Origin of the sequence: Acidovorax sp. LjRoot66, assembly GCF_964253305.1 — a bacterium.
Classification (GTDB): domain Bacteria; phylum Pseudomonadota; class Gammaproteobacteria; order Burkholderiales; family Burkholderiaceae_C; genus Acidovorax.
On record NZ_CAXUQU020000001.1, the window covers coordinates 3,013,527 to 3,036,020 of the forward strand.

Genomic DNA, 22,494 nt, shown 5'->3' on the forward strand with positions numbered 1-22,494 from the left:
GGCGGAAGAGGTCGAGGTAGGTCATGGCCGAAAGCCCTGCTGATCGGCCCAGCCCTGCGACCACGCATCGCGCGCCCAGGCCGGCCAGTTGCGCCACATCTGCGACAGGGGCGTGCGCGGCAGGCCTGTGGAAGCGGCGCGGCGGCCCTGCGCCTCGAACCACGCGCGGCCAGAGAGCGGGCGCTTCACAGGGTGGTCCCCGCCACAGTGGCGGAATCCACCCGGCGCAGGCACTGCACCGTGGTCGAGTCAACCCACACGGGCTCCGCGTTGGGCCCGCAGGCACGCTCAGCACCCGTGGCGCGGCGTTCCTGGGCAGCGGGGCGGCGCGCGGCGTCTTCCTTCTTGGCCCGCGCATCGTCGTGCTGGACCCACAGGAACGCGCTCAGGATTGCGATGACGCACACGGCGGTGCTCAGGTTGGGGCTAGTCGTTGCTTGAGCCATCGCCGATCTCCGTGTAGTTGATGTCGTCGAACTCGTCGGGGGTCTGGGTGCTCACGCCTTTCCAGCCAGCCCAGTCCCGCGTGCATTGCTGGTGGTGGGTGATGAACCGGTCGCCCGCATCGCGGACCCGGTACAGACCTTCAGAAATGGGCTTGCTGCAGCAGGAGCAGACCATCAGGCCGTGGATGCTCCGGGCCGCATCGGCCACGCTCCAGTTCTTCTTTCGGTCAGCCATGGGCATCTCCTTGTTCGGGGGTATCAATGCATGTGCCGCACAGCTCAAGTGCAGCAGTGGGGATGCCGGCGCAGGCGTTCACGCAGGCCACGATGCGGCGCGCGTTGGCGGCCGTGACTGTTTCGGCGATCAGGTGGCCGCCGTAGTAACCGACGTCATCCGTCCCGCGCACGCCGCCGACGACTAGCTCGGTGCTCACGATCCAGGCGCTGCGAGATTTGGTAGGTCCAAGGGACCAGGTGCCGCGCGTGTAGGCATCGCTCTCGGCCTTGGCCGCAGCCTGTGCCGCAGTGCTCGCGCGCTGGGCTGCTGCGAGGTCTTGGACGAGGCGGCTCATGCGGCGCCCCCGGTGGCCTTGGCTATGAGGGCGCGCGTGTCGGCTATCAGCTCCCGCCTCTCGGCTTCATGGCGGTCGGCATGCCAAGCGCCCGAATCAAGGGCATCCCAGCGCTTAGCCAGATCCAGCAGCTCGGGCGCGGCAGAGATCAGCCGGGCATTGGCGGCTTGGCGCTGCGAGAAGTCAGTCCCGGCCCAGTTGCTCCCCACCTCTGCGAAGTGGCAGACCGCGATGCGCTGCACGTTGCCGTTCTCGGCATCAACGCGGACACCATCGGCAACCCATGGGCCTGGAGTGTGGGCGGCGCTCATGCTGCACCGCCTTCCTGGGCGCGGAGTGCAGAATGGCGAGCCCAAGAGTTCTTGCGCCTGATGGCCTGCAGCTCCTTGCTGTAGTCGTTCCAATAGGCGATGGCCTCGCGGATCGTTGCGCGATAGTGGTCATCGCCGGGCATGTAGAGCGGGCATCCCTCGTTGGCGACGCCGATCTGCGGGCCGAAGGCGGTCCCGTTGGCGCACATCACCACCTTCGAGGCCGGGCCGTCCTTGTCCTTCTGGAACTGGTACAGCTCGCCATCCGAAGAGCAGCAAGGGCATTCGGCGATCACCTTGCCGGCTGGAATTTCCAGCTTCGTGAACAGCTCATCGTTCATGGCAGGTACTCCAGTTCGGGGCGGTCGATGTCGTCGAACTCGGGTTCGCGCGGTTCTTCGGCAATGCGCTGCTCAAGGTCAGCGATCTGCTTGTCATCCAGCAGGCGGTAGCAGTCCCACCCGCGCACATAGGCGCACGTGAGGTTGATTTCCTCGGGGCAGCCGGGGTAGTCGCGGGTCTGCTCTTCGCCCGGGATGTGCTCGAAGTGGCACACCACTGGCTCGTCGTCGGACCACTCGGGGTAGAGCGTGATTTCGTGCTCGCCCTTTACAGGGCGGGGCGCCGCGTAGGCAGCTGGGATTGCAGCGTGGGTTGACATGGCTCAGACCTCCACCCGGCTCAGCACCAGACCTGCAGCTGCCGCGATACCGAAGCCACCGAGAACCGTGGCCAGAGAGCCTTCGACGGTCATCAGGCCCAGCGCAATGCCCATCGGGGCGAAGAACATGGCACCGGTGGCCACCATGGAAGACAGGCCAATCACGGCGGCCAGTGCGTATCCCATCGTCTCGTTCATCTTGATCTCTCCAACTGGTTACCGCGTTTGCGGCGTTGGAGTACTTTAGATCATTCTAAAGTGACAAGTCAAGAAAATTCTAAAGTTTCGGCTACACTTTTTGTACGCCCGACCTGGGCGGGCAACAAAAAACCACCCGTGGGTGGCTGGAAAGGTCTCTATGTCGGAATCACTGAACCCTGAACGAACCCCTGAGGCGCTGCGTGCGCGCGCCGAGATGCTGGTGGGGCTGTCGGAGGACCTGGGCCTGCCTCTCGGCGATGGGGGCAAGCCCGATCACGAGTTGGAAGCGGCTATCGCACAGGTACGCGCCGAACGATCTTCTCCGCAGATCGACCAGGTGCTGTTTGAGCTGCGGGGCCCTGATGGTCAGGTCTGGACGTTGGCACTGGACGGGACTTGCTCGGGGTTTCCCGAGGGAACCACCGTGTACAACCAGGCCCTTCCACTGATCCATGCGCAAGTAGGGCAGCGGCTGCTCAACGTGCGCGATGCACAGGTTCTTGCCGCATCGTCGCTTCCTTCCAGGGCTGCGATCTACGGGGCAATGCAGGCTGCAGCGGTGGTCGCACCCGTGCCTGCGCCGCCTGGGTTCGACGGCAACGGGAATCACCTGTACCAAAGAGATGGCTTCGCCAGGGCAGAGGGGCGCACGGTGCTGTTCCACTTGAGCCACCCGACCCTATCTGACGAACCTCTCGCGCCAGTGATCGCAGAGGCACTGCGGTTCTATCTGCGCCTGATGGAGTCGCCAGGGTTCAATCCGCCTGCGGTCCAGTCAATGGCTCTGGATTCAGGTGCAGTGCTGAGCGTGGTCGCACTGCCTGCCGCCGGGCGCGCCGGCACTCCTTCACATCCACCAGGGTCTTAAACCGGTGGTCCTCTTTCGTGATCCATTGCATGTTCGTCGGGTGGTCCGCGCCCCCGTCGCATAGGGCGCGAATGTGGTCCACATGCCAGCCAGCGCACGGGCCGCGCACCAAGCCGGTGGCAGGGCAGGGGTTCTCGGCGCGGAAGGCGCGCACCTGGGCACGGTCGCGCGGGATGCGGGCTTCTGCTCCTGTTGCCAGTAGCAGCGCGACCGAAATCGAGAGTAGAGGGAGGTACTTCGTACTATCCCCAAGCTTGGAAAATAGTCAGACAGCCCGGTGTTGCCAAAGATCCGCTTATCTCCACAACGCCTTCGTGACCAGGTGAAATGAAGTGCTGAAACTGGACCGTGTACTCGTCTTCGGCAGCACCATTCCCGCACCTTCCAACGGAGTACCGGAATGACAGTGTGGATATCTTTTTGCTGGAAATATTGTTTATGTGGATGTATGTAAATCCCTCCTCCATCCACCAGGTCTGATTCCGCTCCAAGGCTGCTACTTCATTGGGGAGCCAGTAAGACTCCCCAGGTCTTGCTGTCGTGGCAATTGCCCCGTTCGTAATTGGTATTGCCTTTGACAGAGCAGCTTTTTTAATACGGTCAACGCGCTGATAGTAAACACTACCAAGATCGTTTGTCGTGGCGCCGGGAACCGTTTTCGGTTCGTTGCTGGGCGCGCTGATAACCTTCGGTGCGGGTGCCGGCGGCGTGCTAACAAACGCGGTCCTTTGCTTCTGCTGAGCCTCATACATTGGCAAGACGACAGCCGCTACTACACCAATCCCAATGATGCTAGTGAGCGACACAGGCACCCACATGTTCACCCCGCCTTTCAGGCGCACCATCAACTCTTGCGACTCTTCCGACCGATGCCGGATCCGTGCCAAGGACAGGAGCCGCTTTACCTTGCGGTGGTACAGCGAGTTGCCAAGTACACCGAACACGATCATGACCACCAGATAGGTGATGGGCAAAGTTCCCTCGCCGAACGCGCTTGGCACGAGGATCAGAACCGCCAGTCCTAGGCATGCCGGGCCGTAAAGCTTTCGATAAAAAGCCCAGTAGGCGCTAAAGAAAAATGCCGCCCAGTTGAACGAGGTGTTTATAAAGGAAGGGTTTTCGTCGAAAAGCCGGAAAATTTCGGAGTAGTACGCAGTCGAGCGTTTTCCGATTGCAGTTTCATAACTGACGTGCTTGGCATTCGAGTCCTGAATTATTTCGCGAACTTCAGCGTCTTCAATGTTTGGCGCCATGCTCCCTCCCAATGATTGTTGTGGTTTCTTTTTCCTAAAGCTTTGCGCCCATCCAAACCGCTCGCCCTATTAGCGCATGGCCATCGTCAAATGGGAAATCGGGGTAAGTGGACTTGTCCTCATTGTCAGACCTGGCCATCCAACGCCCACCCTCATACAGCACACGCTTAACCACAGGGCCTTCGCCGCTGAGAAACACGAAGACTTTCTTCTTCAGCGGCTCGCGCCCCTTTTTGTTGACCAGAAGCACGGCACCGTCTGGCACGGTTAGGCCCATGCTTTCACCGCGCACATTCAGGACGACGCCGTCTTCGGCGGCATAGATCCCACACTCGCGCAAGAAGTCCGCCCGAAAGGCTAGGCCTTCGACGACTTCCTCTGATGTAGTGACCCGTCCGTCGCCGGCCGCCACGATGACATCGAGCCGAGGGATGGTGATGGATTCGGCATCTGCGGAGTAGCCCTGCTCAAAGTACCGCCCGTCCAAGCGGAGCTCATTCGCTATGTTTCTGGCAGACCTTTCCCCAAAGCTGTGTTTTGGGTCCACCAGTTGGGACACCCGCCCCTCGCTAAGTTTGGCGGCCTGGGCGAAGGCAAGCTGACTGCCGTTGTACGGGGCAGCCTCGATCAGCGCGCGCAAGCGGCGCTTCCTGTGCAGTGTCATCTCGTCCATGTTTAGAGCATGGTAAAGAATGTGACTTTAGAAATATCTTGACCTTTATCTTTAGAATGATCTAAAGTAGAGGCATGGACCTCAAAACTTGGCTTTCGGCAGAACGGGGGCGCGCCACCTCCCTGGCCGCCCATCTCAAACTTACGCTGGGCCGCATCAGCCAGATGGCTGACGACGGTGTCCCGCCTAAGTACATGCTGGCGATCCGCGACTACACCAAGGGAGAAGTGCCCTTGGAGTCGCTCGTTCAGGACCGCACGCCAGCCGCCGCTGAGCCAGCCAAGGCAGAGGGCTGAGCCATGACAAACCTCTACGGCACCCCAAGGATCACCGTCGAGTCCATGCTGAAGTCGGCACTGGACCACCTCGGGCAGCAAAGCGAGCGGATCGTCGCGATGACTGAGCAAGTCGTGGCGATGCGCGAACTGCTGCAGAACATGGAGGCTGCGGCCTTCGGCGTCACCGAACAGGCGGAAGTCGCGCCAGTGGCAACGACTCACCAAGAGATCGTTGATGCCATCGAGCGCCTGTCTCCGCAGTACCTCGCCACCTACAACGCTGCCAAGGCGGAGCTGGACGCCAAGCGCGACGATATCCAACGCCAGTGCGGCGGGATCGGGCACGTTTACGCGAAGAGCCGGGACTTTATCGGCATTGGTCGCGGCCGCGAATGCCTGTTCTGCCACGCGGCCGAGCCGAAGGCGGGGGGCTGAGCCGTGGCGAAGTCCCAAACCAATTGGCCCCTCGTGATCAGCCGAGTCATGGCACGCGGCTTGACCCAGACGCAGATCGCCTCGCTGTGTGGTGTGACCCAGCAGAACATCAGTTCGCTGGCGAGGGGTGAGACCTCGGATCCTGCCTACAGCCTTGGTTTGCGCCTTGTGGAGATGGCCGGCACGGAGCAAACAGTCTCCGTCACGTGGTTGGCAGACGGCGGCGCCCTGCTGAACCTCGGCTATCAAACGATGGCCCTGACATGTGAAGAGGTCAGGGCTATCGCGGTCGTCCTGAGCCGCGCGCCTTTCGTTGAGGCGGCCTGACATGCCCACCTCACCCACCCCGGCCTTGCTCGCGCTGAGCGCAGCGCCCCTCAGTGGACCTTCGTGGTCCAAGTCGCGGATTGCGAAGGGGACTCCAAGCTGGTTCGCAACCCTGCAACGAATTGCTGGCCCAGCGGAGTCGCAAGAACCATCCACTCCCCCTGCGTCTGAATCCCCTTCTGGTCCTCTGTCGTCAACCGAAGAGCCAGAAACCGAGTCGGCGGATCTCCCGCGTCGATGTGTTTGACCTCCGTCTGAACGATTTCCCCTGCTATGTCCAATCCTTTGAACTGCATGTCTGCCCCTTCCGGCAATGGTTGTGTAGGAGCTTCCATTTTGTGCCGGAAGAGGGCGGGCGCCTTTCATCGCTCACCCACCCCGTGCCCGCCAGGCGGCGCGCTGCAGAGCCTTATCGGCCAGCCAGCCGTCCCAGTCCAGAGCGGACACATCAACAGCACTTCCTACCGCGCTCCCAAGAGCGGCGCGGGCTTTGCCCCTGGCCTCACCGCCAGGGGCTTCTTTTCCCAGTTCTCCTGCCGCGCTGTTACAGCCAGCGCGGCCTTTGCTCCCGGCTCCGGTCGGGAGCGCTTTTCTCTCGGTGATGTGTTTTTCAGCCATGGAAAGCAGTCTCCTTTTTTTGCCCTTTTTTGAGACGGCAACAGACCGCAACACGACATGCCATCTATTGCGCCCTCCCAGCTCACGCTCAGTTTTGAGCCCTCGTTGCCCGAGCGTTTCCCCACGCTGCGGGCCTACATCGCGCACCGCACGCCGCTGCTGAACAAGCCGGCCAAGGTGATCGCGGCCGACATGGACATGAGCCCGTCCACCCTGAGCCGCAAGCTGAATCCGTCCGACGGCGACACCCAGCGCTTCAACCTGGACGACATGGAGGCCTTCCTTGAATCGACCGGTGATGCGCCGGCCGTCATCGAGTACCTGGCCGCCAAGTTCATGGACAGCCCTGATGCCCGCAAAGCCCGCGTGCTGTCGAAGGTGGAGCGCTTGGCCGAAGAACTGTCCACTGCGATGGCATCGCTGAAGGCTTCGGCATGAGCGCGCAGAACGCATTCGAGTCCGTGAAGCCACGCGGCCCAGACCTCGACATCCCCGCCAAGCCTGCACGCAAGAAGGCCGGCCATGGCGTCCCCATGACGGTGATGCCCGAGCGGATGGCCCTGGACCGCAACGGCCGCCCCACCGTGGGCCTGGCCCCACGCACCACCAACCAGCTCCACCACATCGAAGGCCAGGTGGAGAGCGCGGCGAACCGCAACAAGCGCCGCCGCATTGCACTAGGAGCCGACTGATGGCCACCACCATATTCCCCCTGACCACCGCCGTGCTGCAGCAGCAGGCGCGCGAGGCAGCAGAGCAGGGCGTTCCGCTGGAAGAAGCGCACGCCCACCTGGCGCACGACTCGACGCTGCGGGAGCAGTTCGACGGGTTCTATCGTGCGGCGCTGCAGGCTGAGGTGGCGTGATGGGTGCTTACGACGACTTCGTGGCAACGAAGCTGAGCACGGTGCCGCCCACGGGCGTGACCGGCGACCTGGTGCTGCCCGAGTCCCTGTTCCCCCACCAGGCTGCGCTGACCCGCTGGGCCCTGCGCCGCGGGCGCGCCGCCATCTTCGCGGACACCGGCCTGGGCAAGATGCGCATGGAGCTGGTGTGGTCGGACGTGGTCAACAAGTACACCGGCATGCCTGTGATGATCCACACGCCGCTGGCTGTGGCATCGCAACTTGCGGCCGAGGCGGCCAAGATGGGCATCACCGCCACGGTCTGCCGCGAAGCCTCCGACGTCACGCCCGGCATCAACATCGCAAACTACGAGCGCCTGCACAAATTCGACAGTTCGATCTTTGGCGGCGTGGCGCTGGACGAGTCCGGCTGCATCAAGCACCACGACACCCGCACGTTCCAGGCGCTGACCGCCGCATACGAGCACACCCCTTTCAAGCTGCCGGGCACGGCCACGCCGGCCCCGAACGACTGGACCGAACTGGGCACGCATGCCGAGTTCCTGGGCGTCTGCACTCGCGCCGAAATGCTGGCCGAGTTCTTCACTCACGACGGCGGCGACACCAGCGTGTGGCGCCTCAAGGGCCACGCCAAGGAGATCTTCTGGCGCTGGGTGGCCACCTGGGGCGCAATGATCCGCAAACCCTCGAACCTGGGCTTTGACGACGGCGCTTACAACCTGCCGGCCCTGCACCTGCAGGAGCACCACGTTGCCTACGAACTGCCCTTGAACGGCATGCTGTTCGCGGCAGAGGCGCAGAGCCTGAGCGAGCGCCGAGACGCCCGCCGCGCATCCATCGAGGAACGGGTCAGCGCCTGCGCCGCCTTGGTGAACGCCGATGCGGCCGAGCCATGGGTGGTGTGGTGTGACCTGAACTCCGAAGGCGACGCCCTGACGGCGGCCATCAACGGCGCCGTGCAGATCGCTGGCGCCGACAGCACCGACGTGAAGGAAAAGCGCCTGGCCGACTTCGCCGAAGGCCGCACCCGCGTGCTGGTCACGAAGCCATCCATTGCCGGCTGGGGCCTGAACTGGCAACACGCCGCGCGCATGGCCTTCGTGGGCGTCACCGACAGCTACGAAGCCTATTACCAGGCCGTGCGCCGCTGCTGGCGCTTCGGCCAGAGCCGTGACGTGCATGTGCACATCTTCGCCAGCAAGGCCGAGGGCGCCGTGGTGGCCAACCTCAAGCGCAAGGAGCGCGAGGCCGGAGCCATGGCCGACGCCCTGAGCGCTGAAACCCAGTCCGCCGTGATGGCCGAGGTGATCGGCACCACGCGCGAGACCAACTCCCACAACAACAGCCAGCGCGTCACCGTGCCGGCATTCCTGGAGGCCGCATGAACTGCATCGACCAGGTCGTCACCGACGACTACGCCCTGTACCACGGCGATTGCGTGGAGGTGCTGCGCGGGCTGCCCGACGCATCGGTGGGCTACTCCATCTTCTCCCCGCCATTCGCCAGCCTGTACACCTACTCGAACAGCCCGCGCGACATGGGCAACGTGCGCAACGACGCCGAGTTCTTCGAGCATTTCGACTACCTGATCGCCGAGCTGCGCCGCGTGATGAAGCCCGGCCGCAACGTCTCGTTCCACTGCATGGACATGCCCAGCAGCAAGGAGCGGGACGGCGTGATCGGCCTCAAAGACTTCCCCGGAGATCTGCTGCGCGCCTTCCAGCGCCATGGCTTCATCTTCCACGCCAAAGCCACGATCTGGAAGGACCCCGTCACGGCCATGACGCGCACCAAGGCCCTGGGCCTGCTGCACAAGAGCATCCGCGAGCGCTCGGAAATGACCCGCATGGGCATCCCCGACTACCTCATCACCGTGCGTGCACCAGGTGAATCCGAGCACGTCACCCACACCGCCGAGGAATTCCCCGTGTCGCTGTGGCAGCAGATCGCCAGCCCGGTATGGATGGATATCAACCCCTCGGACACCCTGCAGTTCCGATCCGCGCGCGATCACGACGACGAGCGCCACATCTGCCCGCTGCAGCTGGAGGTGATCCGCCGCGGCGTGATGCTGTGGACGAACCCCGGCGATATCGTGCTGACGCCCTTTGGTGGCATCGGCAGCGAGCCATACGTGGCCCTGGAGATGGGACGCCGCGCCGTGGCCGTGGAGCTCAAGGACAGCTACTACCGCCAGATGGTGGCGAACGTGGCGGCCGTGAAGCGCAAGACCGTGGACCTGTTTGCGGAGGCAGCGTAATGCACACATCCGTCTCCACCGCCACCCGGGCCGCGCGCGCCCCCACGCATCGCCAGTGGGCCGTGCTGGCCTTCATGCGTCGCTTCTTCATTGAGGAAGACCGACTGCCGACCCGCACGGACATCGCCGCGCATTTCGGCTGGCGCAGCCCGAACGCGGCTGATACGCACGTCAACTTCCTGATCACCAAGGGCTTCATCGAGAAGCGTGGCATCCACCTTCGATTTGCCCGCACCAGGAAGGGCTCTGCGGCCCTCGTGAAGTTGTCCATTGAGGCAGCAGAAGCAACGGAAACGGGGGCTGCATGACCGAAGCCAGCGTTGCCCCCATGACCCCGGGCAACTGCGACCTGCAGGACTTTCCGTTCATGCCTTTGCATGTTGCGCGGTTGCGCGACAGCGACCTGGCAGCGGAAGAAGATCCGGAAGCCTGCTGGTACGCAGTTCTTCTGTGGTCGGCGTCTTGGCACCAGTTGCCGGCTGGCAGTCTTCCTGACAACGATGTGGTGCTGGCGAAGTTGTTGGGCCTGGGCCGTGACATCAAGACGTTCCGCAAGCACAAGGGCGGGGCGATGCGCGGCTGGGTGAAGTGCAGCGACGAGCGTCTGTACCACCCGGTGGTGGCCGAGCAGGTGCTGGCCGCATGGGACAGCAAGCTGCACCAGCGGCACCGCACATTCGGCGCAGCCGTCCGAAAGCACAACGAACGCAACCCCAATGACAAGCGTGACACCCCGTCCTTTGACGCATGGATTGCTGCAGGTTGTCCCGCAACTCCGTCAATCCACGTCACGCAGCAGTCACGCGTGACATCGGGTGATTTGGACCGTGACATTGACTCCAAGAGAGAGGGACAGGGACAGGGACAGGGAGACCTTAATTCCGTTCCTACCGGAACGGGCGGCAAGCCGCCGCTCATCACGGACCCCAACGAAATCATTTTTGGCTACGGGCTGGCGCTGCTCACCAACGCCGGCACAGCGGAGAAGCAAGCCCGGTCGTTCCTCGGTGGCCTGCGCAAGCACCACGGCGATTCCGCCCTCATCGACAAGCTGCGCGAATGCGCCAAGGCCAAGCCGCTGCAGCCGCTGGAGTGGCTCGCTGCCGCTCTTCCGCCCGGTGGCTCCGCGCCACCGCAACCCAAACCCAGCCGCCATGCCGGCCTGGCAAACCTGAACTACTCCGAGGGAGTCAACGCAGATGGATCATTCGCCTGAAAACACCACGGCTCAGCCCGTGGGCAACCTGCTCAAGTCGTCCCGCGAGGGCCTGGGCGAAGTCGTCAGCACCTGCGAGCTGCACGGCACCTACACGTCCACCGGCGTCCGCTACAACATCGGCCGCATGCAAAAGGAGGTGTGGACCCCATGCCCCGACTGCGAAGAGGCCCGCCTGTCCGCCGAGCGCCAGGCCGAGGCAGAGAAGGCCGCAGCCATGGCCCGCCAGCGCCTGGAGGCCATGCTGAACGAGGCGGCCATCCCCGCGCGCTTCGCCGGCCGGACGCTGGCCAGCTTCAATGCCGAGACGCCCGAACAGGTACGCGCCCTCAAGGTGGCCGCCGATTTCGCGCTGGACTTCGATGAGCGCCGACGCCGCGGCGAGTCGTTGATCCTGCTGGGCGCCCCGGGCACCGGCAAAAGCCATCTGGCGGCCGCCATCCTGCAGGCGATCATGCCGAAGCACTGCGGCCTGTACATCACCTGCTCCGGGTTGATCCGCTCCGTGCGCAACACGTGGCGCAAGGACGCCGAGCGCTCCGAAGGACAGGTGCTGGCCATGCTGGCGGAGGTTCCGCTGTTGGTCATCGATGAGGTCGGGGTGCAGTACGGCACCGACAGCGAGCAGAACATCCTGTTCGAGGTGCTGGACCGCCGCTACCGGGACATGATGCCCACGATCCTGTTGGCCAACCTGAAGCTCAAGCGCGAGAAGGCGGAAGACCCCGCAGGCCTGCGCGAGGTACTGGGCGAGCGGGTGTACGACCGCCTGACTGAAACCGGCCGGATCGTGACCTTCGAGGGCGAGAGCTATCGGTTGCGCGCCCGCAAGGAGTCCGGTGTATGAGCCGCGCCCCAGCCCTTCGCAAGTTGCTGGCCGTTGAGCCGCTGTACCCCGATGAGATCTTCGAGGTGATGGGCGGCCACCGGCTGCACGTACTGCAGGCTATCGCGGAACTGAAAAGAGCCGGCGAGCTGCAGATGCCGGGCGGTCCCAAGCACTTCCGGTGCCGGTACCGCCTGACGGCGCCAGCGCGCGCCACCGCTTTCGGAGGTGCCCATGCTTGAGCTCGCCAGCCTCCCCGCGCCAGTGGTACCGCCCACCCGCGCCGCCATCCATTTCGTTGTGCCCGGCAACCCTGTAGGCAAAGGCAGGCCCCGCGTTGCCACCCGTGGCCGCTTCGCCCAGCTCTACACCCCGGAAAAGACCGCCAGCTACGAAAGCCTTGTGAAGCTGGCCGGGCACCGGGCCATGGAAGGCCGAGTCCTGGTGCTGGACGCCGTGCACGTGGATCTCGATATCTGCGTGCCGATCCCCGCCAGCTGGTCGCAGCGCAAACGCGACCAGGCCCTGGCAGGCAACGTACGGCCCACCACGAAACCCGACATCGACAACGTCGAGAAGGCGATCTTCGACGGCCTGAACGGCATCACCTGGAAGGACGACGTCCAGGTGGTCAGCGTCAACAAGCGCAAGCGCTACTCCGCGACGCCCGGCGTCGAGGTCTGCATCCGCTCACTGTGAGCCGGCCAAGCCGCGCGCCGTGAGCGCGGAACCCAACCACACCCTGGAGAGATAGATGACCGACAACACTACCGCCGCGCTGCAACAAGGCACCGAAGCTGCCGACCCTCAAACCCTGGTGTCTGAGGACCCAGAGTGGGGCACTGCGGGCCATGCAGAAGCTTTCATGCTGGGCAACCTGATGCGGGTGTGCAAGCGCCGCTTCGCCAACCTGGTGGAACCCTTCAACAAGCTGAGCGAGCAGGAGCAGGGCCGCCTGCTGTCTGGCTTGCATGACGACCTCAAGGAAGAGATCAAGACCGCCGTTCGCATCATCTCCGCGAATGGCCGCGTCACATTCCGGGCCGAGGTCGACTCCGTGCAGTTCAAGGGACCGAGCGACATCAAGGCCACGCTGAAGCTGGTGAGCGGCCCCGAGACTCACGCCCTGGCAGACATGGCCGGCGGCTTCGTCACCGTGGTAATCGAATCGCTGGACGAGCTGCTGGCCATCCCCGATGCGGAGCTGGCCGGCGAGCCGGACACCCGCCCGCTTTTCGACGCCAGTACCGAAGACTGAGGACGCCGCCAGCCATGCAGAAGCGCATCTACGTCGCCGGGCCCATGACAGGGCTGCCCGAACTGAACTTTCCAGCCTTCCACGCCGCGGCGGCCGTGCTGCGCTCTGCTGGCCACCACGTCGAGAACCCGGCCGAGATCAACGCCGACCCCACGGCCGGCTGGCAGGACTGCATGCGCAAGGACATTGCCCGCCTGGTGACCTGCGACGCCATCCACCTGCTGCAGGGCTGGTCGAAGTCGCGCGGCGCGTGCCTGGAGCACCAGATCGCCGTGGGTCTGGGCCTGGAGATTCTGGAGGCTGGCCATGCCCAGCGCACAACAGCGGAAGTGTCCACATGACCAAGGCCAGCCCCATCCTCATCACCAAGCGCGCATCCCTGGCCCTGCTGCCCGAGCCGCAGCGCGCCACCGTGCGCCACGTCATGCTCGACGCCGTGGGCGGCCTGGACAGCACCCACAACAGCCGGTGGCGCCGCTTCATCAACCGCCTGTTGCAGGCCGAGCCGGGCGAGGTGTTCCAGTTGGACAGCGTGGTACAGCGCTCCGCGCCGTTCCACCGCCGCCACATGGCGCTGGAGCAGCGCCTGTTCGACCACCAGGAGCGCTGGATCTCCCAGACCGCCATGCGGGACTGGCTGAAAACGGGCGCCGGCTGGGTGGAGTGGCACCCCTGCAAGAAGGGCGGCATCGTGGCCACGCCGCGCAGCACCAGCTACGACGCCTGCAGCGACGATGAAATGCGGGAGGTGCACGAGGCCATGGTGGCGTTCCTGCACACGCCGCACGCGCAGCGGTTCCTGTGGCCGCACCTGGATGCCGGAGGCCGCGCCGCCATGCTGGAGAGCGTGCTTGCTGACCGGGAAGAGGGGAGCCGGGCATGAACGTCTACGGCTTCTTTCACAACGACTGCTATCACGAGTCGGCGCCGCGCCTGGTGAGCCTGCACGCGACGAAGAGGGGCGCTTTCAAGGCCATGATCGCCCACCAGTACGCCATGTGCGTGGAAGATCGTTCCGTCAAGAACACCCATCTACACATGGGCAAGGGCTGGGCAGCCTTCAGTCGCAGCCTCAAGTGGTACGACGCGATGACCTGGCACGTGTCGCGCCTGGAGGTGTTGCCATGAAGCGCACTGGCTTCCGCTCCCGCGCGCCCCGCCACGTGGACCGCGACCCTGACCGCGTGCGCGCCACGCCCACCGCAGTGCCCGGCGAGTTCCGCGCGCCGAGGGCGGTGACTGCCCGGCCGGTGCCGGCCCCCAAGACCGAGGCCCACCGCAATCCCCACCTCCTGGCCATGGCCAAGGGCAAGCCCTGCCTTCTGTGCCAAGAGCATGGGGTTGCCCTGTGCACGCCCGGCAGCACCGTGGCCGCGCATTCCAACTTGGGCTGCCATGGCAAAGGCATGTCCCGCAAGGCAGACGATTTTTACAGCGCTTGGCTGGGCGACGAGCATCACCGCTGGCTCGACCAGGGCAAGGGCAGCGCCGCCCAGCGCGAGATGGCATTCATGACCGCGCACCTGGCGCAGGTCCGAGCCTGGCGCGCCATCGCATTCGACACCCGCAGCGCACCCAAGGACCGCGCCGCCGCGCAATGGGCCCTGGAGCGGCTGAACGCAACACCGACAGGAGAAGCACCGTGAGCAAGAGCCCAATCCGCTACACCGGCGACGCCAACCGCTTCGCCGCCCTGGAACGACTGGAGGACATGGGCGGCGCGAGCCGGCGCGGCCTAGCCACCGCCTGGGGAAAGACCACGCAGGGCGTGGGCGACTGGATCAAGCGGCTGATGCCCATCGGGGTCATGGCTATCGACACAACCGTCCGCCCGGCGATCTACTCCGTGGTGCCGGACTGGCGCGAGCGGTTCGCCCAGTACATCGAGGCCCGCAACGAGAAGCTACGCGGCCTGGGGCACATGGCGCTCCACGGGACGCCAGCGCCTCCGCAACCCCCAACACCATCGCCATGGCGGCACAAGCCCGACCCGGCGCTGCTGGCTGCCGCGCGCGCCGTGCGCCCAGATGTGCACACCACCTGGCGACTGCCAGAGGAACAGGCGAGGGCAGCAGCATGATCCGCTTCCACATGGCCCAGCGCCAGCCGGTGAACACGTCCAACCTGCCGAAGTTCTGGCGGCCCAAAGTCGTTGGTGCGCAGCTGCGGGACTGCCAGATCGTGCACCGCGATCTGGTGAGCCGCTTCGCTGACGGCACAGCCGACCGGGAATCCCTCTGGGACTGGATGGAAACAGGCTTCACATACAGCCAGATGATGCGGCTCCTGCACGAGGACGGCGAGCAGTTCACGCCCGAGGCCGAGGCCGCTCTGGTGCGCCAGTTGGACACCTACCCGGCAGTCTGCGCGCGGTACCGCAAGACCGGCCGGGCAGGGCTCAGCGGCGCCGAGCTGCAGATCGCCCTGAACGCCGCCGACGTGATGGACGCCCTGATCGCCATGGACCGCCACGGCATTGCAGACCGTGCAGCGTTGTGGTCCACGCGCCAGATGGAAACGCTGCGGAGGTTGATCTGAGCAGCACCTGCACCTCCTGCCAGGCCGCCCAGACCCGCCCCCACAGCCCGCTGTACCACGCCAACTGCCGCGGGTGCAAGGTGCGGGCCCTGGCCACCGGGCCGCAGTTCTGGGCATCGCACCAGGCCGGCGCCCTCACCGGCGCCTACCGGGCGGAACTGGCGGCCGCATTTGGAGCCGAAGGCGCAGCAGAGGCGCACCGAGAGATCAAGGCAGAACACGCCCGGCTACGGGCATTGCAAGGAAAGGGGGATTGATGATGAAAACCTGCATCAGCTGCAAGCAAGAGAAGCCCGCCGAAGACTACCGTGCGGCGCGGCGCATGAAGGACGGCCGCTGCGGCAAGTGCCGGGCATGCGAGGCAGCCTATTCCCGTCGCTACAAGGCCACGGGCCCCGAGACACGGCCGGAGCACCGTGAGGCAATCAGCGAGTTCGCGGCCCACGTCGCAGCGACCAAGAACGCCACGCCGCGCTGGCCGAAAGGGGAATGATGAGCACCGCACCCGACGAGAAACGCAACACCGGCCAGATCATCTGGGGCGCCCTGGTGGACCTCCGGGCCCAGGCACAGATCGCCAGCCGCCAGGTCCTGGCCGACGTGACCGGCTTCAAGCTGACCACCATCGACGACCACGTGAACCGCTGGGTGGACGACGGCAAGCTGCGCCGGCCCGTGCCTGGCGTGGTGGAGATCATCGACCAGCTCCCACCGCCGCGCCCGCTGTCCATCACCGACCTGCCCGACGGCATGACCATCGTGGAGCTCGGCGACCACGAAATGCGGATGTGGCCCCAGGAGCGCCGCGCCCTGGCCAAGCGCCTCTCTGGCGACGTCGTGCAGTTCAGCAACATCGAATACGGCCGGGAAACCAGCGTGGCCCTGGCCGAGATGCTGGCCGAACTGCGCAAGCTGCAGCGTGCAAACCGGGCGCTGGAAGGCGAGGTGCGCCGCCTGCAGGGAAAGCCTGACCCGCATGCGCAGATGGATCTGCTGGGGAGCGATGCATGATCGAGCAGCCCTTGCGCGAAATGTCCTTCGAGGACGAGCGCAACGAAATCCTGGCCATGGTCGGCCCCGACCGCTGGGTGCTGGTGGTTTGCAAGGAGTTGCGGGACGCCGTGCTGGCGAAATACGGGTTCGCCCCTGAAGACGTGCCTGGCCTGTTGGAGCCGATTCCAATCGCGGTGCACCCGGCGCTGCGCCTGCTGGAAGAGCATGACCGGAGACACCGGCCCGCGGTCCCCGGCGCCCAGCCGTTGCCATACCCACCATCCAAGAGAGGCCGCTATGCCCGGTGAATCCATCACCTTCAGCACCCACATCCCCCTCGGGCCCCGCCGGAAGTGGACAGAGGTCATGGGCACCGCCACCCTGCCAGGCGGAAAGATCTGGCGGCACATCGTCCGCTGCGAGCACGACGGCTCCAGCGAGCAACGGGTAAGGGGCGCCCGCATCGCGCGCCAGCACCTGCGGCGGATGCTGGACGAGCTCTACACCTTGATAGGCCAAGAAATGAACGACCGCCTACACGCGCATCTCCATGCACGGGTCGACGAGATACAGGCGCGCGTCATGCAGGGCGGCCCCATCTTCGAGCCATCTGAGCCACCGCGCTGACCACACCACGGGCCTTCGGGCCCGTTTCCATTGGTGGGCTGCCATGGCTGCAGGCGGGTAGATGCGCCCCCCCCAGTAGGGTTAGACCTACACACCCGCACCCGGAAGACTGCCGGGCATGCCAGCAAAAAAGGTAGCAAAAGCTGCCGCAACCACCCCAAAGACTTCCAAGCCCGCCAAAAAGGTGGACTCCGCGCCCCTGCGCGTGGATGGTTTGCTGCCGAAACAGGCGAAGTTCGTAGCGGAATACCTGATTTCGGGAAATGCCACGCAAGCCGCTCTGGCTGCGGGTTACAGCGCCAAGACGGCCTACAAGATCGGGGCCGAGAACCTCCGGAAACCTCAGATCGCTTCCCTGCTGGAACAAAAGCACTCGGAGATCGCTGCGCGCCAGGATGAGCGCTTGGCCGCCATGGAGCTGACCAAGGATCGGGTGGAGCGCGAGATCGCCCGTATCGCCTTCTTCGACCCCCGCAAGATGTTTCACCCGGACGGCCGGCCCAAGGAAGTCACTGAGCTGGACGACGACACCGCCTCGTGCATCGTGGGCCTGGATGTTCTGGAAGAGTGGGACGGCGTGGGCGAGTCCCGAGTGCTGCGCGGCTACGTCAAGAAATACAAGATCGCCAACAAGAACGTGGCCCTCGACCAGGCTTCCAAGATCCTGGGCATGTACGAGAAGGACAACGAGCAGAACCGCCCTGACGCAACATTCCTGGAGGCCATGCTCAATGCCCGCGCACGCGCAGCCAAGCGGTAAGGGCCGGCTCTCCAGCCTCACGAAGCTCGACATCGAGCTGATCGAGGACATCGCCGCCTTTTACAACGACCCCGAGGGGTTCGTGCGCTACGTCTTCCCTTGGGGGCAGGCTGGAACGCCTCTGGCGAATGAGACGGGCCCCGACGTCTGGCAGTGCGATGTCATGGGCGAGATCCGCAAGGCTCTGCTGGCTGGGCAGTCTGCTGACGCTGCGCTGCAGACCGCCATCCAGATCGCGGTATCCAGCGGCCACGGCATCGGCAAGACCGGCTTCGTGGCCTGGATCATCCTGTGGTTCATGAGCACGCGGGAGTTCCCGCAGGTGGTGGTGACTGCCAACACCAAGACACAGCTGACCACCAAGACTTGGCGCGAGCTGTCGAAGTGGCACAACCTGAGCATCAACAAGGACTGGTTCACTTGGACAGCCACGAAGTTCGCCCACGTCCTGTACCCCGAAGTCTGGTTCGCTGCCGCCATCCCCTGGACCGAGCACAACAGCGAAGCCTTCGCCGGAACCCATGAAAAGCACGTGTTGGTGGTGTTCGATGAGGCATCCGCCATCGCCGACAAGATTTGGGAAGTGACCGAGGGCGCCATGACCACGCCTGGCGCGATGTGGCTGGCCTTCGGCAACCCCACCCAGACCACTGGCCGCTTTGCCCAGTGCTTCGGCAAGTTCAAGCACCGTTGGGCCACCCGTCAGATTGACAGCCGCACGGCCAAGATGGCCAACAAGGCGCAGATCCAGAAGTGGATCGACGACTACGGCGAAGACCACGATTTCGTGCGCGTGCGCGTCCGTGGAGTCTTCCCACGCGCCGGCAACCTGCAGTTCATCGGCCTGGACGTGGTGGCCGCCGCCATGCGCCGCAAGGCAGAGGGCTACCAGCACTTCGCCAAGACCATGGGCGTGGACGTTGCTCGCCATGGTGATGACCAAAGCGTGATCACCCGCCGCCAGGGCAAGCACGTGTGGCCCCAACGCAAGTACCGGATCAAGGACTTGATGGAGCTGGCCGACGTTGTGGCTGGCGAAATCCACGAGTTCAAGCCCGACGCCGTGTTCATTGACGCCACAGGCCTGGGCTGGGGCCTGATCGACCGCTTGCGCCAGATGGGCTTCGGCAAGCTCATCTTCCCCGTGCAGGTCGGCGAGAAGGCTGTCAGCGAGAACAGGTACTGGAACAAGCGCTCCGAGCTGTGGAGCTTGGGCCGCGACTGGCTCAGCGAGGGCGGATGCCTGCCGGAAGACCCCGAGATGGAAACGGACCTCACGGGCCCGCAATACGGCTACGACAACCGCATGCGCATCGTGATCGAGAGCAAGGACGACATGAAGTCGCGCGGCCTGTCCAGCCCGGACTGCGCCGACTCGCTGCTGCTGACCTTCGCCAGCCCCATCGCATCCACCACCGCGACCCCGGCCAAGAGCTGGCGCGACCGCCTCGGCGTCCGTAACAAAACACAGGGATCGGCCCAGGCCGCATGACAACCATGGCAACCTCTTCCACATCCGAAGACCAGGCAGCGCGCGAGAACTGGCAACGGTACTGCCACGGGAAAGACCGTGGTCACGTTGACTACACCGAGCAGGCCGCCCGGTGCGAAGGCATGTACCTGGGCGGCGGCGAGCAGTGGAGCGCGGCCGACAAAGACATCCTGACCGCGCAGAAGCGCCCGTTCTACGAGTTCAACGAGATCCTGCCGAGCGTCAACAGTGCCATCGGCTACCAGATCCAGAACCGCATGGACATCGCGTTCAAGCCGCGCGGGGCGAAGGGCGATATGGAGGTGGCCACCATCCTGCAGAAGGTGGCAATGCAGATCGCCGACTCGTCGAGCCTCCACTGGGTGGAGACGAAGGTCTTCAGCGACGGGCTGATCGAGCAGCGCGGCTACTACGACGTCCGCATGGATTTCGACAACAACATCAAGGGCGAGGTGGCGGTCAGCGACTTGGACCCCCGCGATGTGATCCCGGACCCCGACGCCAAGAGCTACGACCCCGACAAGTGGAGCGATGTGATCATCACGCGCTGGCTCACGCTGGACGAGATCGAGCAGCTGTACAAGAAGCCCGCCCGGATCAAGGCCGAGGAATCCAACGACCAGGGCCAGGACTTTGGCGATGCCGACGATGACGGCCGGCGCAACAAGTTCGGCAACAACGACACCGCCCTGTACGACGCCTACGGCGCTGAAGGTGATGGCCGCAATCGCTACCGCGTGATCGACCGCCAGCGGTGGGAATACACGATGACCGATTGCCTGGTATTTCCGGACACCGGCGACATCCACGTGATGGAACACATGGCGGCCGACTCCATCAAGGATGCACTGGAGAAGGGGGCGATCCAAACCCGCCGCATGCGCCGCCGCGTGAAGTGGACCGTGTCCACCTTCAGCAAGACGCTGCACGACGAGTTCAGCCCCTACGAGCATTTCACCGTGGTGCCGTACTTTGCCTACTTCCGCCGAGGCAAAACCCGGGGCATGGTCGACAACGCCATCGGGCCGCAGGAAGCCTTGAACAAGGGCGTGAGCCAGTTCGTCCACATCATCAACACCAGCGCGAACAGCGGATGGGTCGTGGAGGAGAACTCGCTGACCAACATGGACACCGACGAGTTGCAGGAGGTCGGGGCCCAGACTGGGCTGGTGCTGGAGTACAAGGTCGGCTCCAAACCACCCCAAAAGATCCAGCCCAACCAGGTACCCACCGGCGTGGACCGCCTGATCGACCGCTCCACCCAGGCGCTCAAGGACGTTACGGTGCCCGAGGCCATGCGCGGCATGGGGGGCAACGACGAAGCCGGGGTGGCAATCCAGTCCAAGCAGTTCGCCAGCCAGCAGCAGCTGGCCACGCCCTTGGACAACCTGGCCTACACCCGCAAGCTTCTGGCCATTCGCGTCCTGAAACTGATCCAGCGGTACTACGACAGCTACCGGATCTTCCGCATCACCGAGACGGACCCGATGACTGGTAAGAAGAAGGTCGAGGTGCTGGAGATCAACAAGTTCGACCCCGAAACCGGCGCCTACATCAACGATGTGACGGTGGGCACCTATGACGTGGTGATCTCCGAGCAGCCGATGCAGGTGACCTTCGAGAACAGCCAGTTCAAGCAGGCCATCGAGATGCGCCGCGAGGGCGTTCGCCTGCCGGACACCACGGTCGTGCGCTACTCCAACCTCACGGACAAGCAGGCCATCCTCGAAGAGATGGCCGGGGCCGGTGCACCAGCGCCCGACCCGAAGGCAGAGGCCGATGCCGAGCTCACCCTGGCCAAGGCCGACAAGACCCGCGCCGAAACCACCGAGGTGCGCGGCCGCACGGTGTACAGCACGATGCAGAGCGCCCAGGTTGTGGCCGCCAATCCGCTGGTGACGCCCACGGCCGACCAGCTGCTGGGGACCATCGGGTTCCAGGACCAGGACGCCGCGCCATACGTCGACATGCCCGACCCCGCTGCGGTTGTCGGCGCCCAGGCCGACGACGGCGTGCCCAACAACACCGACCCGCTCACGCCCACCAGCCCGGCACTGGGGTTTGAGGCCGGGATCGAGACGCCCGCAGTGGACGGAGTAGTGGCATGAACATCTACATCGACACCGAGTTCAACGACTTCGGCGGGGAGTTGATCTCCCTGGCCATGGTGGACGAGAACGGCCGCGAGTTCTACGCGGTCCTGAACTGCCCCAACCCCTCGCCGTGGGTGGCTGCCAACGTCATGCCGGTGCTGGGCCGCCCCCACGCATCACTGCGCATGCTTCAGACCCGCATGGAAGCCTGGCTTGCCGTTTACCGGTGTGTGCTCATCGTGGCCGACTGGCCTGAGGACATCGCGCACTTCTGCCGAGCGTTGATCACCGGACCCGGCATGCGCATCGACACCCCGCCGCTGAGCATGGAGGTGCGCCGCGACCTGGACAGCGAGGCGTCGGCCATTCCGCACAACGCGCTGGAGGATGCCCGAGCCATCTGGCGCGCAGCCGTGGCCAAGGACAAGGCCCGGCACCAATGACCACCACCGAGAGAAAGAAGACCATGACCACCTATTGCGGAGATCGAAGGACAACGGGCCACGGCGAAGCCGACATTTGCGGCCAGGAAGGGCAGGGCGGCATGCACCAATGCGCCGAATGCTGGCGGAAGGACCGCCTGGCTGCCGAGGCTGAAACGGAGGAACCGGCCGGACCGAATAGCGCTGACGACGGCCTCGTGCTGGCCATCGCCCGCGTGGCACACGAAACGGTCGCCGCCCACAACTCGGCTTACGGCGACTACACGGCCCCGCCCTGGGAGCGCTTGCCCGAGAAGGAGCGCGCGCACGCCCGGGCCAAGGTCTCGGCATTCCTGAACAACCCCGACTTGCACCCCACCGCGCAGCACGGGCCCATGGTGGCCACGCTGTCGGCCAGCCAGCGCGCGGCGGCCTATGTCTTCCATGGGGTCGTGCACGCCATTGCCCGCGAGCAAACCCGCTGATTTCCCACCACCACTG

The 22,494-nt window shown here is 64.7% G+C and carries 40 protein-coding genes; 30 read left to right on the top strand and 10 right to left on the bottom strand.

Going from position 1 to position 22,494, the window contains the following annotated elements; translation table 11 throughout:
• Positions 1-21 precede the first annotated feature (21 nt).
• Genes ACSQ3Y_RS13940 through ACSQ3Y_RS13975 form a run of 8 tightly spaced genes read right to left on the bottom strand, consistent with a single transcriptional unit; the run spans position 22 to position 2,188 of the window.
• A complete protein-coding gene (locus tag ACSQ3Y_RS13940) occupies positions 22-189 on the bottom strand; it encodes a hypothetical protein (protein ID WP_436177693.1) in 168 nt (55 codons plus the stop codon).
• Positions 186-407 (bottom strand): hypothetical protein, encoded by a 222-nt coding sequence (locus ACSQ3Y_RS13945; protein ID WP_436177694.1) that lies wholly within the window; start codon positions 405-407, stop codon positions 186-188. Before ACSQ3Y_RS13945 ends, ACSQ3Y_RS13940 begins: the two co-directional genes overlap by 4 nt.
• A 19-nt stretch (positions 408-426) precedes the next feature.
• A complete protein-coding gene (locus ACSQ3Y_RS13950) occupies positions 427-681 on the bottom strand; it encodes a hypothetical protein (RefSeq protein ID WP_436177695.1) in 255 nt (84 codons plus the stop codon).
• Positions 674-1,018: a hypothetical protein gene (locus tag ACSQ3Y_RS13955; protein WP_436177696.1), complete on the bottom strand. Its 345-nt coding sequence runs from the start codon at positions 1,016-1,018 to the stop codon at positions 674-676. The genes ACSQ3Y_RS13950 and ACSQ3Y_RS13955 overlap by 8 nt, the downstream gene beginning before the upstream one ends.
• Positions 1,015-1,329: a hypothetical protein gene (locus ACSQ3Y_RS13960; protein ID WP_436177697.1), complete on the bottom strand. Its 315-nt coding sequence runs from the start codon at positions 1,327-1,329 to the stop codon at positions 1,015-1,017. Before ACSQ3Y_RS13960 ends, ACSQ3Y_RS13955 begins: the two co-directional genes overlap by 4 nt.
• Positions 1,326-1,670, bottom strand: coding sequence for a hypothetical protein (locus ACSQ3Y_RS13965; protein ID WP_436177698.1), 345 nt, complete (start codon positions 1,668-1,670; stop codon positions 1,326-1,328). The genes ACSQ3Y_RS13960 and ACSQ3Y_RS13965 overlap by 4 nt, the downstream gene beginning before the upstream one ends.
• Complete coding sequence (locus ACSQ3Y_RS13970) at positions 1,667-1,990, bottom strand: hypothetical protein (protein WP_436177699.1); 324 nt, start codon at positions 1,988-1,990, stop codon at positions 1,667-1,669. Before ACSQ3Y_RS13970 ends, ACSQ3Y_RS13965 begins: the two co-directional genes overlap by 4 nt.
• A 3-nt stretch (positions 1,991-1,993) precedes the next feature.
• Entirely contained in the window at positions 1,994-2,188 is a 195-nt protein-coding gene (locus ACSQ3Y_RS13975) for a hypothetical protein (RefSeq protein WP_436177700.1), read from the bottom strand.
• Positions 2,189-2,348: 160 nt separating this feature from the next.
• On the opposite strand from ACSQ3Y_RS13975, the gene ACSQ3Y_RS13980 reads away from it, so the two are divergent.
• A complete protein-coding gene (locus tag ACSQ3Y_RS13980) occupies positions 2,349-3,059 on the top strand; it encodes a hypothetical protein (RefSeq protein ID WP_436177701.1) in 711 nt (236 codons plus the stop codon).
• 242 nt (positions 3,060-3,301) lie between these two features.
• On the opposite strand, the gene ACSQ3Y_RS13985 is transcribed toward ACSQ3Y_RS13980, so the two are convergent.
• Positions 3,302-4,312, bottom strand: coding sequence for a DUF2628 domain-containing protein (locus tag ACSQ3Y_RS13985; RefSeq protein ID WP_436177702.1), 1,011 nt, complete (start codon positions 4,310-4,312; stop codon positions 3,302-3,304).
• Positions 4,313-4,346: 34 nt separating this feature from the next.
• Positions 4,347-4,985, bottom strand: coding sequence for a S24 family peptidase (locus tag ACSQ3Y_RS13990; RefSeq protein ID WP_436177703.1), 639 nt, complete (start codon positions 4,983-4,985; stop codon positions 4,347-4,349).
• A gap of 74 nt (positions 4,986-5,059) precedes the next feature.
• Between ACSQ3Y_RS13990 and ACSQ3Y_RS13995 the strand changes: the two genes are divergently transcribed.
• The 29 genes from ACSQ3Y_RS13995 (at position 5,060) to ACSQ3Y_RS14135 (ending at position 22,478) form a co-directional block, all read left to right on the top strand.
• The gene (locus ACSQ3Y_RS13995; RefSeq protein ID WP_436177704.1) at positions 5,060-5,281 is read left to right on the top strand and encodes a hypothetical protein; all 222 of its coding nucleotides are present in this window, start codon (positions 5,060-5,062) and stop codon (positions 5,279-5,281) included.
• A 3-nt stretch (positions 5,282-5,284) separates the two neighbouring features.
• Positions 5,285-5,698, top strand: a complete 414-nt coding sequence (locus tag ACSQ3Y_RS14000; RefSeq protein ID WP_436177705.1) for a hypothetical protein — start codon at positions 5,285-5,287, stop codon at positions 5,696-5,698.
• Between the two features lie 60 nt (positions 5,699-5,758).
• The gene (locus ACSQ3Y_RS14005) at positions 5,759-6,025 is read left to right on the top strand and encodes a hypothetical protein (protein ID WP_436177706.1); all 267 of its coding nucleotides are present in this window, start codon (positions 5,759-5,761) and stop codon (positions 6,023-6,025) included.
• A gap of 675 nt (positions 6,026-6,700) precedes the next feature.
• Positions 6,701-7,081 (top strand): hypothetical protein, encoded by a 381-nt coding sequence (locus tag ACSQ3Y_RS14010; RefSeq protein ID WP_436177707.1) that lies wholly within the window; start codon positions 6,701-6,703, stop codon positions 7,079-7,081.
• Positions 7,078-7,335 carry a hypothetical protein gene (locus ACSQ3Y_RS14015; RefSeq protein WP_436177708.1) on the top strand — a complete coding sequence of 86 codons (258 nt, stop codon included), beginning with the start codon at positions 7,078-7,080 and terminating at the stop codon, positions 7,333-7,335. The genes ACSQ3Y_RS14010 and ACSQ3Y_RS14015 overlap by 4 nt, the downstream gene beginning before the upstream one ends.
• Positions 7,335-7,508, top strand: a complete 174-nt coding sequence (locus ACSQ3Y_RS14020) for a hypothetical protein (RefSeq protein ID WP_436177709.1) — start codon at positions 7,335-7,337, stop codon at positions 7,506-7,508. Before ACSQ3Y_RS14015 ends, ACSQ3Y_RS14020 begins: the two co-directional genes overlap by 1 nt.
• Positions 7,508-8,893 carry a helicase-related protein gene (locus tag ACSQ3Y_RS14025; protein WP_436177710.1) on the top strand — a complete coding sequence of 462 codons (1,386 nt, stop codon included), beginning with the start codon at positions 7,508-7,510 and terminating at the stop codon, positions 8,891-8,893. Before ACSQ3Y_RS14020 ends, ACSQ3Y_RS14025 begins: the two co-directional genes overlap by 1 nt.
• Entirely contained in the window at positions 8,890-9,768 is an 879-nt protein-coding gene (locus tag ACSQ3Y_RS14030) for a DNA-methyltransferase (RefSeq protein ID WP_436177711.1), read from the top strand. The genes ACSQ3Y_RS14025 and ACSQ3Y_RS14030 overlap by 4 nt, the downstream gene beginning before the upstream one ends.
• A complete protein-coding gene (locus ACSQ3Y_RS14035) occupies positions 9,768-10,076 on the top strand; it encodes a hypothetical protein (RefSeq protein WP_436177712.1) in 309 nt (102 codons plus the stop codon). The genes ACSQ3Y_RS14030 and ACSQ3Y_RS14035 overlap by 1 nt, the downstream gene beginning before the upstream one ends.
• Positions 10,073-10,984 (top strand): DUF1376 domain-containing protein, encoded by a 912-nt coding sequence (locus ACSQ3Y_RS14040; RefSeq protein ID WP_436177713.1) that lies wholly within the window; start codon positions 10,073-10,075, stop codon positions 10,982-10,984. Before ACSQ3Y_RS14035 ends, ACSQ3Y_RS14040 begins: the two co-directional genes overlap by 4 nt.
• Entirely contained in the window at positions 10,968-11,831 is an 864-nt protein-coding gene (locus ACSQ3Y_RS14045; protein ID WP_436177714.1) for an ATP-binding protein, read from the top strand. Before ACSQ3Y_RS14040 ends, ACSQ3Y_RS14045 begins: the two co-directional genes overlap by 17 nt.
• Positions 11,828-12,052, top strand: a complete 225-nt coding sequence (locus ACSQ3Y_RS14050; RefSeq protein ID WP_436177715.1) for a hypothetical protein — start codon at positions 11,828-11,830, stop codon at positions 12,050-12,052. The genes ACSQ3Y_RS14045 and ACSQ3Y_RS14050 overlap by 4 nt, the downstream gene beginning before the upstream one ends.
• The gene (locus ACSQ3Y_RS14055) at positions 12,045-12,509 is read left to right on the top strand and encodes a RusA family crossover junction endodeoxyribonuclease (RefSeq protein WP_436177716.1); all 465 of its coding nucleotides are present in this window, start codon (positions 12,045-12,047) and stop codon (positions 12,507-12,509) included. Before ACSQ3Y_RS14050 ends, ACSQ3Y_RS14055 begins: the two co-directional genes overlap by 8 nt.
• A gap of 55 nt (positions 12,510-12,564) precedes the next feature.
• Positions 12,565-13,068 carry a hypothetical protein gene (locus ACSQ3Y_RS14060; protein ID WP_436177717.1) on the top strand — a complete coding sequence of 168 codons (504 nt, stop codon included), beginning with the start codon at positions 12,565-12,567 and terminating at the stop codon, positions 13,066-13,068.
• 14 nt (positions 13,069-13,082) lie between these two features.
• The gene (locus tag ACSQ3Y_RS14065; RefSeq protein ID WP_436177718.1) at positions 13,083-13,409 is read left to right on the top strand and encodes a DUF4406 domain-containing protein; all 327 of its coding nucleotides are present in this window, start codon (positions 13,083-13,085) and stop codon (positions 13,407-13,409) included.
• Entirely contained in the window at positions 13,406-13,951 is a 546-nt protein-coding gene (locus tag ACSQ3Y_RS14070; protein ID WP_436177719.1) for a hypothetical protein, read from the top strand. Before ACSQ3Y_RS14065 ends, ACSQ3Y_RS14070 begins: the two co-directional genes overlap by 4 nt.
• Entirely contained in the window at positions 13,948-14,196 is a 249-nt protein-coding gene (locus ACSQ3Y_RS14075; RefSeq protein WP_436177720.1) for a hypothetical protein, read from the top strand. The genes ACSQ3Y_RS14070 and ACSQ3Y_RS14075 overlap by 4 nt, the downstream gene beginning before the upstream one ends.
• Complete coding sequence (locus tag ACSQ3Y_RS14080; protein ID WP_436177721.1) at positions 14,193-14,714, top strand: nuclease domain-containing protein; 522 nt, start codon at positions 14,193-14,195, stop codon at positions 14,712-14,714. Before ACSQ3Y_RS14075 ends, ACSQ3Y_RS14080 begins: the two co-directional genes overlap by 4 nt.
• Positions 14,711-15,148 (top strand): hypothetical protein, encoded by a 438-nt coding sequence (locus tag ACSQ3Y_RS14085; protein WP_436177722.1) that lies wholly within the window; start codon positions 14,711-14,713, stop codon positions 15,146-15,148. Before ACSQ3Y_RS14080 ends, ACSQ3Y_RS14085 begins: the two co-directional genes overlap by 4 nt.
• On the top strand, positions 15,145-15,606 hold the full coding sequence (locus tag ACSQ3Y_RS14090; RefSeq protein ID WP_436177723.1) for a hypothetical protein: 462 nt from the start codon (positions 15,145-15,147) through the stop codon (positions 15,604-15,606). Before ACSQ3Y_RS14085 ends, ACSQ3Y_RS14090 begins: the two co-directional genes overlap by 4 nt.
• A 253-nt stretch (positions 15,607-15,859) precedes the next feature.
• Complete coding sequence (locus tag ACSQ3Y_RS14095) at positions 15,860-16,099, top strand: hypothetical protein (protein ID WP_436177724.1); 240 nt, start codon at positions 15,860-15,862, stop codon at positions 16,097-16,099.
• A complete protein-coding gene (locus ACSQ3Y_RS14100; protein WP_436177725.1) occupies positions 16,099-16,617 on the top strand; it encodes a hypothetical protein in 519 nt (172 codons plus the stop codon). Before ACSQ3Y_RS14095 ends, ACSQ3Y_RS14100 begins: the two co-directional genes overlap by 1 nt.
• A complete protein-coding gene (locus ACSQ3Y_RS14105; RefSeq protein ID WP_436177726.1) occupies positions 16,614-16,907 on the top strand; it encodes a hypothetical protein in 294 nt (97 codons plus the stop codon). Before ACSQ3Y_RS14100 ends, ACSQ3Y_RS14105 begins: the two co-directional genes overlap by 4 nt.
• Positions 16,908-16,965: 58 nt before the next feature.
• Positions 16,966-17,226, top strand: coding sequence for a hypothetical protein (locus tag ACSQ3Y_RS14110; RefSeq protein ID WP_436177727.1), 261 nt, complete (start codon positions 16,966-16,968; stop codon positions 17,224-17,226).
• Between the two features lie 184 nt (positions 17,227-17,410).
• Complete coding sequence (locus tag ACSQ3Y_RS14115) at positions 17,411-17,986, top strand: terminase small subunit (protein ID WP_436177728.1); 576 nt, start codon at positions 17,411-17,413, stop codon at positions 17,984-17,986.
• Positions 17,958-19,478, top strand: a complete 1,521-nt coding sequence (locus ACSQ3Y_RS14120) for a terminase (protein ID WP_436177729.1) — start codon at positions 17,958-17,960, stop codon at positions 19,476-19,478. Before ACSQ3Y_RS14115 ends, ACSQ3Y_RS14120 begins: the two co-directional genes overlap by 29 nt.
• 5 nt (positions 19,479-19,483) lie before the next feature.
• Positions 19,484-21,586, top strand: a complete 2,103-nt coding sequence (locus ACSQ3Y_RS14125; protein ID WP_436177730.1) for a genomic island protein — start codon at positions 19,484-19,486, stop codon at positions 21,584-21,586.
• Positions 21,583-22,014, top strand: coding sequence for a hypothetical protein (locus ACSQ3Y_RS14130; RefSeq protein WP_436177731.1), 432 nt, complete (start codon positions 21,583-21,585; stop codon positions 22,012-22,014). Before ACSQ3Y_RS14125 ends, ACSQ3Y_RS14130 begins: the two co-directional genes overlap by 4 nt.
• Complete coding sequence (locus ACSQ3Y_RS14135) at positions 22,011-22,478, top strand: hypothetical protein (RefSeq protein ID WP_436177732.1); 468 nt, start codon at positions 22,011-22,013, stop codon at positions 22,476-22,478. The genes ACSQ3Y_RS14130 and ACSQ3Y_RS14135 overlap by 4 nt, the downstream gene beginning before the upstream one ends.
• Positions 22,479-22,494: the final 16 nt, after the last annotated feature.